Origin of the sequence: Streptomyces sp. NPDC048664 (assembly GCF_040650555.1) — a bacterium.
Classification (GTDB): domain Bacteria; phylum Actinomycetota; class Actinomycetes; order Streptomycetales; family Streptomycetaceae; genus Streptomyces.
This window is the reverse complement of record NZ_JBEZHK010000044.1, coordinates 1-11,567: the sequence shown is the minus strand read 5'-3', so window position 1 is coordinate 11,567 and position 11,567 is coordinate 1. Positions and strand designations below refer to the sequence as shown.

Genomic DNA, 11,567 nt, shown 5'->3' with positions numbered 1-11,567 from the left:
GGCGCCCTGCGGGTCGGGGCGGTCGTCATCACGATGGGCAACCGCCCCGCCGAGCTGCGCGCGCTCCTGGACTCGGTGGCGCGGCAGGACGGCGACCGGGTCGAGGCGGTCGTGGTCGGCAACGGCTCGCCCGTCCCGGACGTCCCCGAGGGCGTCCGCACCGTCGAGCTGCCGGAGAACCTCGGCATCCCCGGCGGCCGCAACATCGGCATCGAGGCCTTCGGGCCGAGCGGCGCCGACGTGGACGTCCTGCTCTTCCTGGACGACGACGGGCTGCTGGCCCGCACCGACACCGCCGAGCTGTGCCGCGAGGCGTTCACCGCGGACCCCCGGCTCGGCATCGTCAGCTTCCGCATCGCCGACCCCGAGACCGGGCAGACCCAGCGCCGCCATGTGCCGAGGCTGCGCGCGTCCGACCCGATGCGCTCCTCGCGGGTCACCACCTTCCTCGGCGGCGCCAACGCCGTACGCACCAAGGTCCTCGCCGAGGTCGGCGGCCTGCCGGACGCGTTCTTCTACGCCCATGAGGAGACCGACCTGGCCTGGCGCGCCCTGGACGCCGGCTGGATGATCGACTACCGGTCGGACATGGTGCTGTACCACCCCACGACCGCGCCCTCACGGCACGCGGTCTACCACCGGATGGTGGCCCGCAACCGGGTCTGGCTGGCCCGCCGCAACCTGCCCGCCGTCCTCGTCCCGGTCTACCTGGGCGTCTGGATGCTGCTCACGCTGCTGCGCCGCCCCTCGCGGGCCGCGCTGCGGGCCTGGTTCGGAGGCTTCCGCGAGGGGTGGACGACCTCGTGCGGAACCCGCCGGCCGATGCGGTGGCGCACCGTCTGGCGGCTCACCCGACTGGGCCGTCCCCCGGTGATCTGACAAGCTCGATAAGCGGGGAGGACCCATGACCCGGCTCCTCCTCGTGCGCGGCCCCGCCGCGCGAACCGAACACGGAGAGTTTGCCAACCAGTGAGTGAAACAACCCATGACGGCGGTGTCGCGGTGAGTGACCGACCGTCGCCCGACGACGGGCTGACCCCGAGCGAGCTGGCCGCAAGGTACGGGCTCGCGGTCAGCGGCGCCCGGCCCGGCCTGGCCTCCTACGTCCGCCAGCTGTGGGGGCGGCGCCACTTCATCGTCGCCTTCTCGCAGGCGAAGCTGACGTCCCAGTACAGTCAGGCCAAGCTGGGCCAGCTGTGGCAGGTGGCCACGCCGCTGCTGAACGCGCTGGTGTACTACCTGATCTTCGGGCTGATCCTGAAGGCCAACCGCGGCATGCCGCACGGCACCTACATCCCGTTCCTCGTGACCGGTGTGTTCGTGTTCACCTTCACCCAGAGCTCGATCATGGCGGGGGTCCGCGCGATCTCCGGCAACCTGGGACTGGTCCGGGCCCTGCACTTCCCGCGGGCCTCGCTCCCCGTCTCCTTCGCGCTCCAGCAGCTTCAGCAGCTGCTGTTCTCCATGGTCGTGCTGTTCGCGGTGGCCATGGGCTTCGGGAGCTTCCCGCGCCTGTCCTGGCTGCTGATCGTCCCGGTGCTGGTGCTCCAGTTCCTCTTCAACACCGGTCTCGCGCTGATCGTGGCGCGCCTGGGCGCCAAGACCCCGGACCTCGCCCAGCTGATGCCGTTCATCCTGCGCACCTGGATGTACGCGTCCGGCGTGATGTTCTCCCTGAGCACCATGCTCGCCGGGCGCCCCGAGTGGGTGGTCCGCGCGCTCCAGGTCAACCCGGCCGCCGTCTACATGGACCTGATGCGCTTCGCGCTGATCAAGGACTACGGACCGGCCCACCTGCCGCCGCACGTCTGGGCCCTCGCGCTGTTCTGGGCCGTCGTCGTCTTCGCCGGCGGGTTCGTGTACTTCTGGAAGGCGGAGGAGCGGTACGGCCGTGGCTGAGCAGAACTCCGGGGCGAGGATCCCCACCGTCATCGCGGACGAGCTGCACATCGTCTACCGCGTCAACGGCGCGAAGACCGGCAAGGGCAGCGCGACCTCCGCCCTGAGCCGGATCGTCAAGCGCGGCGAGGAGCGGGGCGTGCGCAAGGTGCACGCCGTGCGCGGTGTGTCGTTCGTCGCCTACCGGGGCGAGGCGATCGGCCTGATCGGCTCGAACGGCTCCGGCAAGTCCACCCTGCTGCGGGCCATCGCCGGCCTGCTGCCCGCCGAGCGCGGCAAGGTCTACACCGACGGCCAGCCCTCCCTCCTCGGGGTGAACGCGGCCCTGATGAACGACCTGACCGGCGAGCGCAACGTCATCCTGGGCGGGCTCGCCATGGGCATGTCCCGGGAGCAGATCAAGGCCCGCTACCAGGACATCGTCGACTTCTCCGGCATCAACGAGAAGGGCGACTTCATCACGCTGCCCATGCGGACCTACTCCTCCGGGATGGCCGCCCGGCTGCGCTTCTCCATCGCGGCCGCCAAGGACCACGACGTCCTCATGATCGACGAGGCCCTGGCCACCGGTGACCGCAGGTTCCAGAAGCGCTCCGAGGAGCGCATCCGCGAGCTGCGCAAGGAGGCGGGGACGGTGTTCCTGGTGAGCCACAACAACAAGTCGATCCGGGACACCTGCGACCGGGTGCTGTGGCTGGAGCGCGGCGAGCTGCGCATGGACGGCCCCACCGAGGAGGTCCTCAAGGAGTACGAGAAGTTCACCGGCAAGTGAACCCGTGTGGCCGAAGCCCTGCCGGAACGTTTCGGCAGGGCTTCGCCGCCGCGGGGCCGACCGCAACTCGCCCTGCCTTGGGGAATCTTGGCGCCGACCGGCGTGTTGCCGCGGTGTGCGGGACACCCGGAGGCACTTCGGTGCGTCGTACAACGTAAGCTGTACCGGTACTGAACAGCGGCGGCTGGGGCCATAATGCCCTACACCCTCACACCTGCCGCGCTGCCCCGGCGGCTGGGCGGCGTGTCCGAAATGGGATGTTTTGGGTCGGCAGTGTAGAACGGGAGATGTGACGGCAATGGTTACGGTGGATCTCCAGCTCCGCGAGGCATGTGCCGTCTCCGCGCGGGGCGGCGAGCGGTGACCCAGGCCGCGACGGCGCGCACCGCGGATCCGGAGCGCGGCACCCTCGACAAGGCCGCGGCCGAGAACTTCCCCGTGGCCCCGTTCTTCCTGCCCAGGGCCTGGCGCGCCGACCTCATGGCGGTCTACGGCTTCGCCCGCCTCGTGGACGACATCGGCGACGGCGACCTGGCCCCCGGCGGCGCCGACGCCCGCTTCCTCGGCGTGTCGCCCCAGGAGGCCGACGACCGCACCGCCCTCCTGGACGCCTTCGAGGCCGACCTGCGCCGGGTCTTCGACGCCACGCCCCGCCACCCCCTCCTGCGCCGGCTCCAGCCCACCGTGCGGCGCTCCGGCCTCACCCCGGAGCCGTTCCTCGCGCTGATCGCCGCCAACCGCCAGGACCAGGTCGTCAGCCGCTACGAGACCTACGCCGACCTCCTCGCCTACTGCGAGCTGTCCGCCAACCCGGTCGGCCGGCTGGTCCTCGCCGTCACCGGCACCGCCACCCCGGCACGCATCCGCCGCTCCGACGCGATCTGCACGGCCCTGCAGATCGTCGAGCACCTCCAGGACGTCGCCGAGGACCTCGGCCGCGACCGCATCTACCTCCCCGCCGAGGACATGAAACGCTTCCACGTCCAGGAAGCGGACCTCGCCGCGACGCGGACGGGCGCGTCGGTGCGCGCCCTGGTCGCGTACGAAGCGGAACGCGCCCGCGACCTCCTGAATGAAGGCGCCCCCCTGGTGGGTAGCGTCCACGGCAGGCTCAGACTGCTGCTCGCGGGCTTCGTGGCGGGAGGGAGGACGGCGATCGACGCGCTCGCCGCCACCGCATACGACGTACTTCCCGGCCCCCCCAAGCCCGGCAAGCTCCGGTTGCTGCGCGAGGTGGGCGCGACCCTGCGAGGAGAGGGGTGATCCGGACCGTGGAGCTCGAACAGCACGTGTCCCCACCGGTACTCGCCGCCTACAGCTACTGCGAGGCCGTCACCGGGCAGCAGGCCCGTAACTTCGCGTACGGCATCAGGCTGCTGCCGACGTCCAAGCGCCGCGCGATGTCCGCGCTCTACGCGTTCTCCCGGCGGGTGGACGACATCGGCGACGGCACGCTGCCGTTCGAGGTCAAGGCCGAGCGGCTCCAGGAGACCCGGGCACTGCTCGGCAGGATCCGCGCCGGCGAGGTGGCCGAGGACGACACCGACCCGGTCGCGGTCGCCCTCACCCACGCCGCCGGCCACTTCCCCATCCCGCTGGGCGGCCTGGACGAGCTCATCGACGGCGTCCTCATGGACGTGCGCGGCGAGACCTACGAGACCTGGGACGACCTCAGAACGTACTGCCGCTGTGTCGCCGGCGCCATCGGCCGGCTCTCGCTCGGCGTGTTCGGCACCGAACCCGGGGCGCGCGGCGCCGAGCGCGCGCCGGAGTACGCGGACACCCTCGGACTCGCCCTGCAGCTGACCAACATCCTGCGCGACGTCCGTGAGGACGCCGAGGGCGGGCGCGTCTACCTGCCCGCCGACGACCTCGCCAAGTTCGGCTGCTCCGCCGGCTTCCGGGGGCCCACCGCGCCCGAGGGCTCCGACTTCCCCGGACTCGTGCACTTCGAGGTGCGCCGGGCCCGCGCCCTGTTCGCCGAGGGCTACCAGCTGCTGCCCCTGCTCGACCGGCGCAGCGGTGCCTGCGTCGCCGCCATGGCCGGGATCTACCGCCGCCTCCTGGACCGCATCGAGCGCGAGCCCGAGGCCGTGCTGCGCGGCCGCGTCTCGCTGCCCGGACACGAGAAGGCGTATGTCGCCGTGCGCGGGCTGTCGGGCCTCGACGCGCGGAACGTGTCCCGCCGGGCCCTCAGGGGGCGTGTCTGATGGACCGCCCCCACCACGGCCGCCCCGCCGCCGGAGCCGACCCGGCCGCCGAACAGCGGCAGGCAACTTTCCGGTGCGGCGCGGCGTCCCTGACTGCGACGATCCGACGTGCATCGTTCAAGCACCATGACGACGGACCGGCAGGGGAGGCGGCACGATGAGCGACGGCACCGGGCGCGCGAGCCCGGCCGCGGGCTCCGCGCGGCACCCCGGCGCGCCGTCCGCCCCGGGGACGTCCGCCGTGGTGGTCGGCGGCGGACTGGCGGGCATCACCGCCGCCCTCGCACTCGCCGACGCCGGCGTCCGGGTCACCCTGCTGGAGGGACGCCCGCGCCTGGGCGGCCTCGCCTTCTCCTTCCGGCGCGGGGAGCTGACCGTCGACAACGGCCAGCATGTGTATCTGCGCTGCTGCACCGCGTACCGCTGGTTCCTCGACCGGGTCGACGCCGCCGCGCTCGCGCCCCTGCAGGACCGTCTCGACGTGCCGGTTCTCGACGCGCAGGGCGCGCCCGGCCGGCGGCTCGGCAGACTGCGCCGCGACGCCCTGCCCGTCCCCCTGCACCTGGGGCGCAGCCTCGCCACCTACCCCCATCTCTCCCTCGCCGAGCGCGCCAGGGTCGGTCGTGCCGCACTCGCGCTGCGCGCCCTGGACCTCGCGGACCCCGCGCTCGACACGCAGGACTTCGGCAGCTGGCTGACCGCCCACGGCCAGTCGGCCCGCGCCGTCGAGGCACTGTGGGACCTCGTCGGGATCGCCACCCTCAACGCGGTGGCCCAGGACGCCTCGCTCTCCCTGGCCGCGATGGTGTTCAAGACCGGCCTGCTGTCCGACCCGGGAGCGGCCGACATCGGCTGGGCCCGCGTCCCGCTGGGCGAACTGCACGACGGGATGGCCCGCAAGGCCCTCGACTCCGCCGGCGTGCGCACCGAACTCCGTACCCGCGTCACCTCCCTGTCCGCGCACGAGAACGGGGGCTGGAGCGTGCAGGTCCCCGGCGAGCGCATCGAGACCGACGCGGTCGTCCTCGCCGTACCGCAGCGCGAGGCCCACGACCTGCTGCCGCCCGACGCGCTCGACGCCCCCGAGCGGCTGCTCGCCATCGACACCGCGCCGATCCTCAACGTGCACGTCGTCTACGACCGCCCGGTGCTCAGCCGGCCGTTCTTCGCCGCGCTGGGCTCCCCGGTGCAGTGGGTCTTCGACCGCACCGAGGCCTCGGGGCTGCGCGAGGGCCAGTACCTCGCACTGTCCCAGTCCGCGGCCCACGACGAGATCGACGAGCCGGTCCAGGCCCTGCGCGAGCGCTACCTTCCCGAGCTGGAGCGGCTGCTGCCCGCCGCCCGCGGCGCGCGGGTCGAGGACTTCTTCGTGACCCGGGAGCGCACGGCCACCTTCGCCCCCGCCCCCGGCGTCGGACGGCTGCGGCCCGGCGCCCGCACCAGGGCTCCCGGCCTCTACCTGGCCGGAGCGTGGACCGCCACCGGGTGGCCCGCGACCATGGAGAGCGCGGTCCGCAGCGGGGTGGGGGCGGCGGGCGCCGCGCTCGGCGGCCTGGGCCGGTCCGGCGCGCATCTGGCCGGCCTTTTCGAGGAGGCGGCATGAGTGTCGACGCGCACGCGGCGCACCCCCGCGTCCCCGGAACCCCAGGCATCGCAACAAGAGGAGAGACAGTGCCCACTGTGCCCCCGGCCGAGACGGCCGCTTCAGAGACCGCGGTGGACGTGGCCGCGCTCCTGGAGCGCGGCCGGACGCTCGCGACCCCGGTGCTGCGGGAGGCGGTGGACCGTCTGGCGCCGCCCATGGACACCGTCGCCGCCTACCACTTCGGCTGGATCGACGCCGAGGGCAACCCCGCCGACGGCGACGGCGGCAAGGCCGTGCGTCCGGCGCTCGCCCTGCTCTCCGCGCAGGCCGCGGGCCGCGACCCCGAGGTGGGCGTGCCCGGCGCCGTCGCGGTGGAGCTGGTGCACAACTTCTCCCTGCTGCACGACGACCTGATGGACGGCGACGAGCAGCGCCGCCACCGCGACACCGTGTGGAAGGTGCACGGACCCGCCCAGGCCATCCTGGTCGGCGACGCCCTGTTCGCCCTCGCCGGCGAGGTCCTGCTGGAACTGGGCACTGTGGAGGCCGGCCGTGCCACCCGCCGGCTGACCACCGCCACCCGCGCCCTCATCGACGGCCAGGCCCAGGACATCTCCTACGAGCACCGCGACCGCGTCAGCGTCGCCGAGTGCCTGGAGATGGAGGGCAACAAGACGGGCGCCCTGCTCGCCTGCGCCTCCTCCATCGGAGCCGTCCTCGGCGGCGCCGACGACCGGGCGGCCGACACCCTGGAGAAGTACGGCTACCACCTCGGCCTCGCCTTCCAGGCCGTGGACGACCTGCTCGGCATCTGGGGCGACCCGGAGGCCACCGGGAAGCAGACCTGGAGCGATCTGCGCCAGCGCAAGAAGTCCCTGCCCGTGGTGGCCGCGCTGGCCGCCGGCGGACCGGCCTCCGAGCGGCTGGGCCGACTGCTCGCCGAGGACGCCAAGAGCAGCGACTTCGAGAACTTCTCCGAGGAGGAGTTCGCCGCGCGCGCCGCGCTCATCGAGGAGGCGGGCGGCCGCGAGTGGACCGCCCAGGAGGCGCGCCGCCAGCACACCATCGCCATCGAGGCACTGCAGTCGGTCGCGATGCCCCAGAAGGTACGGGCGCAGTTCACCGCACTCGCCGACTTCGTCGTCGTACGGAAGAGATGAGCCCTATCGGTCGAACCCACCTCGCGTAGTCGCCGGCCGGTGCTCGTGAGCACCCAGCACGCACGAGCACCGGCCGACGGCGGACCCACAGCAGCACGACGCGTAAGACTGCACGAAGGGGAAGCCATGACAGCGACGACCGACGGAAGTACCGGAGCCCTGCCGCCCCGTGCCGCCTCGGCCAGCGAAACCGAAGAAACCGACACGCCGCTCCCGCGGACGGCCGCCGCGGCCGGACCGCACGACACCGCCGCGCGCGCCATGCGACGCGCCACCGACTTCCTCCTCGCGCGCCAGGACCCCGAGGGCTGGTGGAAGGGCGACCTGGAGACGAACGTCACCATGGACGCCGAGGACCTGCTGCTGCGCCAGTTCCTGGGCATCCGCGACGAACGCACCACCCAGGCCGCCGCCCTGTCCATCCGGGCGCGGCAGCGCGAGGACGGCACCTGGGCCACCTTCCACGGCGGCCCCGGCGAACTCTCCGCGACCATCGAGGCGTACGTGGCCCTGCGCCTGGCCGGCGACGCCCCCGACGCGCCCCACATGGCCCGGGCCTCCGCATGGGTCCGCGAGCGCGGCGGCATCGCACGTGCCCGGGTCTTCACCCGCATCTGGCTCGCCCTGTTCGGCTGGTGGAAGTGGGAGGACCTGCCCGAACTCCCCCCGGAGATCATCTACCTGCCCACCTGGGTGCCGCTGAACATCTACGACTTCGGCTGCTGGGCCCGCCAGACCATCGTGCCGCTCACGATCGTCTCCGCGAAGCGCCCGGTGCGGCCCGCGCCCTTCCCGCTGGACGAACTGCACACCGACCCGCGGGACCCCGCCCCGGCCCGGGACCTCGCCCCGGTGGCGAGCTGGGACGGAGTCTTCCAGCGGCTCGACAAGGTGCTGCACCGGCTCCGCGCCGTCGCCCCGCGCCGGCTGCGCCGGGCCGCCCTGAACAGCGCCGCCCGCTGGATCATCGAGCGGCAGGAGAACGACGGCTGCTGGGGCGGCATCCAGCCGCCCGCCGTGTACTCGGTCATCGCCCTGCATCTGCTGGGCTACGACCTGGAGCACCCCGTGATGCGCGCGGGCATCGCCTCACTGGACCGCTTCGCCGTGTGGCGCGAGGACGGGTCCCGGATGATCGAGGCCTGCCAGTCCCCGGTGTGGGACACCTGCCTCGCCGTCATCGCGCTCGCCGACGCGGGCCTGCCCGCCGACCACCCCGGGCTGGTCAAGGCCGCCGACTGGATGCTCGCCGAGCAGATCGTCCGGCCCGGCGACTGGTCGGTCAAACGCCCCGGGCTCCAGCCGGGCGGCTGGGCGTTCGAGTTCCACAACGACAACTACCCCGACATCGACGACACCGCCGAGGTCGTCCTCGCGCTGCGCCGCGTCCGCCACCACGACCCGCGGCGGATGGAGGAGGCGATCGGGCGCGGGGTGCGCTGGACCCTCGGCATGCAGTCCAGGAACGGCGCCTGGGGTGCCTTCGACGTCGACAACACCAGCGCGTTCCCCAACCGGCTGCCGTTCTGCGACTTCGGCGAGGTGATCGACCCGCCCTCCGCCGATGTCACCGCCCACGTGGTGGAGATGCTCGCCTACGAGGGCCTCGCCCACGACCCGCGCACCCGGCGGGGCATCGCGTGGCTGCTGGCCGAACAGGAGCCGGACGGCTCGTGGTTCGGGCGCTGGGGCGTCAACTACGTGTACGGCACCGGCTCGGTGGTGCCCGCCCTGATCGCGGCCGGGCTGCCCGCCGCGCACCCGGCGATCCGCCGTGCCGTCTCCTGGCTCGCGAGCGTGCAGAACGACGACGGCGGCTGGGGCGAGGACCTGCGCTCCTACCGGCAGCCCGAGGGATGGAGCGGCCGGGGCGCCTCCACCGCCTCCCAGACGGCCTGGGCGCTGCTCGCCCTGCTGGCCGCCGGCGAGCAGCAGGGCAAGGCCGCGGAACGCGGCGTGGACTTCCTGGCCCGGACCCAGAACGAGGACGGCTCCTGGGACGAGCCGTACTTCACCGGAACCGGCTTCCCCTGGGACTTCTCCATCAACTACCACCTGTACCGCCAGGTCTTCCCGCTCACCGCGCTCGGCCGCTACGTCAACGGCGAGCCGCGTCCCGGGACCGGGGTGGGTCGATGAACGACAGGCCCACGGCGGCCCCGCTGCTGATCGCCTGCGCACTCGGCATCGAGCACCTCGCCCTGCGCACCGGCGACCGCGGCGGCGCCGACGGGCCCGTCACCCTGCTCCGTACGGGTATGGGCCCCCGTGCGGCCGAACGGTCGGTCACCCGATCGCTCGCCGACCCGGCCCTGGCCGGGGCGGCCGTCCTCGCCACCGGCTTCTGCGCGGGCCTGGCCCCCGGCATGCACCCCGGGGACCTGGTGGTCGCCGAGGAGGCCCGGGACCCGCACGGCAGCACCCCCTGCGTGGGGACCGAGCTGCTGGTCAAGGAGCTCACACGCGCCCTGCCCGGGCGCACCGTCCACACCGGGCCCATCACCGGCTCGGACCACGTCGTGCGGGGCCAGGAGCGGTCGCAGCTGCTGGCCACGGGCGCCATCGCGGTCGACATGGAGTCCGCCGCCACACTGCACAGCGCCATGAGCGTCGGTCCCCGCCCGGTTGCGGCCGTACGGGTGGTCGTGGACGCTCCAGAACATGAACTCGTCCGGATCGGCACCCTGCGCGGTGGAATATCGGCTTTCCGCGTCCTTCGTGCCGTCCTCCCAGCTTTCTTCGAATGGCACCGTTCCTTGCTGCTCCCTCGGAGGTGAGCCAGATGGCCATGCCGTTGCGTCAGTCCATCAAGGTTGCTACGTACCTGTTTGAACAGAAGCTCAGGAAGCGGGACAAGTTCGCGCTGCTGGTCGAGCTGGAACCCCTCTTCGCCTGCAACCTCAAGTGCGAGGGCTGCGGCAAGATCCAGCATCCGGCGGGCGTGCTCAAGCAGCGCATGCCCGTCGCGCAGGCGGTGGGAGCGGTCCTGGAGTCCGGGGCGCCGATGGTGTCCATCGCGGGTGGCGAGCCGCTCATGCACCCGCAGATCGACGAGATCGTGCGGCAGCTGGTCGCACGGAAGAAGTTCGTGTTCCTGTGCACCAACGCGCTGCTGATGCGCAAGAAGATGGACAGGTTCACACCGTCGCCGTACTTCGCGTGGGCCGTGCACATCGACGGGCTGCGCGAACGGCACGACGCCTCCGTGGCCAAGGAGGGCACGTTCGACGAGGCGGTGGAGGCCATCAGGGAGGCCAAGCGGCGCGGCTTCAGGGTCACCACCAACTCGACCTTCTTCAACACCGACACCCCGCAGACGATCGTGGAGGTGCTGAACTACCTCAACGACGACCTCCAGGTGGACGAGATGATGCTCTCGCCCGCCTACGCCTACGAGAAGGCCCCCGACCAGGAGCACTTCCTCGGCGTGCAGCAGACCCGCGAACTGTTCAAGAAGGCGTTCTCGGGCGGCAACCGCAGGCGCTGGCGGCTCAACCAGAGCCCGCTGTTCCTGGACTTCCTGGAGGGCAAGGTCGACTTCCCCTGCACCGCCTGGGCGATCCCGAGCTACTCGCTCTTCGGCTGGCAGCGCCCCTGCTATCTGATGAGCGACGGCTACGTGGCCACCTACCGGGAGCTGCTGGAGGACACCGACTGGGACCAGTACGGTCGGGGCAAGGACCCGCGCTGCGCCAACTGCATGGCCCACTGCGGCTACGAGCCCACCGCCGTCCTCGCCACCATGGGCTCCCTGAAGGAGTCCCTGCGGGCCGCCCGCGAGACCATGTCCACCGGAAAGCAGCGGTGAGGCGATGACCGCCGTCTCTCTCGGCATGCCGTCCGCTGCGACCAGGCTCGCCGAGCGCCGTAGGAGCCGGCGGATCCAGGTGGGGTCGGTGGCGGTGGGTGGGGACGCGCCGGTGTCGGTGCAGTCGATGACG

11 protein-coding genes and 1 pseudogene are annotated in these 11,567 nt (G+C 72.5%); all 12 read left to right on the top strand.

Annotation, left to right across the window (positions count from 1 at the left end):
- Positions 1-6 precede the first annotated feature (6 nt).
- Positions 7-879, top strand: a complete 873-nt coding sequence (locus AB0C59_RS32385) for a glycosyltransferase (protein WP_363011051.1) — start codon at positions 7-9, stop codon at positions 877-879.
- Positions 880-969: 90 nt separating this feature from the next.
- On the top strand, positions 970-1,899 hold the full coding sequence (locus AB0C59_RS32380; RefSeq protein WP_363010981.1) for an ABC transporter permease: 930 nt from the start codon (positions 970-972) through the stop codon (positions 1,897-1,899).
- Positions 1,892-2,671, top strand: coding sequence for an ABC transporter ATP-binding protein (locus AB0C59_RS32375; protein ID WP_363010979.1), 780 nt, complete (start codon positions 1,892-1,894; stop codon positions 2,669-2,671). The genes AB0C59_RS32380 and AB0C59_RS32375 overlap by 8 nt, the downstream gene beginning before the upstream one ends.
- A 360-nt stretch (positions 2,672-3,031) precedes the next feature.
- Complete coding sequence (gene hpnC / locus AB0C59_RS32370) at positions 3,032-3,934, top strand: squalene synthase HpnC (RefSeq protein WP_363010977.1); 903 nt, start codon at positions 3,032-3,034, stop codon at positions 3,932-3,934.
- Positions 3,931-4,881: a presqualene diphosphate synthase HpnD gene (hpnD, locus tag AB0C59_RS32365; RefSeq protein ID WP_363010975.1), complete on the top strand. Its 951-nt coding sequence runs from the start codon at positions 3,931-3,933 to the stop codon at positions 4,879-4,881. Before hpnC ends, hpnD begins: the two co-directional genes overlap by 4 nt.
- Positions 4,881-5,042 carry a DUF6380 family protein gene (locus AB0C59_RS32360; RefSeq protein WP_363010973.1) on the top strand — a complete coding sequence of 54 codons (162 nt, stop codon included), beginning with the start codon at positions 4,881-4,883 and terminating at the stop codon, positions 5,040-5,042. Before hpnD ends, AB0C59_RS32360 begins: the two co-directional genes overlap by 1 nt.
- Positions 5,039-6,484: a hydroxysqualene dehydroxylase HpnE gene (gene hpnE / locus AB0C59_RS32355; protein WP_363010971.1), complete on the top strand. Its 1,446-nt coding sequence runs from the start codon at positions 5,039-5,041 to the stop codon at positions 6,482-6,484. The genes AB0C59_RS32360 and hpnE overlap by 4 nt, the downstream gene beginning before the upstream one ends.
- 68 nt (positions 6,485-6,552) lie before the next feature.
- Positions 6,553-7,626, top strand: a complete 1,074-nt coding sequence (locus AB0C59_RS32350) for a polyprenyl synthetase family protein (RefSeq protein ID WP_363010969.1) — start codon at positions 6,553-6,555, stop codon at positions 7,624-7,626.
- A gap of 126 nt (positions 7,627-7,752) precedes the next feature.
- Complete coding sequence (gene shc / locus AB0C59_RS32345) at positions 7,753-9,765, top strand: squalene--hopene cyclase (RefSeq protein ID WP_363010967.1); 2,013 nt, start codon at positions 7,753-7,755, stop codon at positions 9,763-9,765.
- Positions 9,762-10,403, top strand: a complete 642-nt coding sequence (locus tag AB0C59_RS32340) for a 1-hydroxy-2-methyl-2-butenyl 4-diphosphate reductase (protein ID WP_363010965.1) — start codon at positions 9,762-9,764, stop codon at positions 10,401-10,403. The genes shc and AB0C59_RS32340 overlap by 4 nt, the downstream gene beginning before the upstream one ends.
- 5 nt (positions 10,404-10,408) lie before the next feature.
- Entirely contained in the window at positions 10,409-11,434 is a 1,026-nt protein-coding gene (gene hpnH / locus AB0C59_RS32335; RefSeq protein ID WP_363010963.1) for an adenosyl-hopene transferase HpnH, read from the top strand.
- Between the two features lie 4 nt (positions 11,435-11,438).
- Positions 11,439-11,567: pseudogene (locus AB0C59_RS32330) on the top strand (4-hydroxy-3-methylbut-2-en-1-yl diphosphate synthase); the annotation flags it as partial.

Excerpts from the sequence above, each read along its gene's own strand:
- AB0C59_RS32360 (WP_363010973.1), top strand. The coding sequence starts at position 4,881 with ATGGACCGCCCCCACCACGGCCGCCCCGCCGCCGGAGCCGACCCGGCC.
- hpnE (WP_363010971.1), top strand. The coding sequence starts at position 5,039 with ATGAGCGACGGCACCGGGCGCGCGAGCCCGGCCGCGGGCTCCGCGCGG.
- shc (WP_363010967.1), top strand. The coding sequence starts at position 7,753 with ATGACAGCGACGACCGACGGAAGTACCGGAGCCCTGCCGCCCCGTGCC.
- AB0C59_RS32340 (WP_363010965.1), top strand. The coding sequence starts at position 9,762 with ATGAACGACAGGCCCACGGCGGCCCCGCTGCTGATCGCCTGCGCACTC.
- hpnH (WP_363010963.1), top strand. The coding sequence starts at position 10,409 with ATGGCCATGCCGTTGCGTCAGTCCATCAAGGTTGCTACGTACCTGTTT.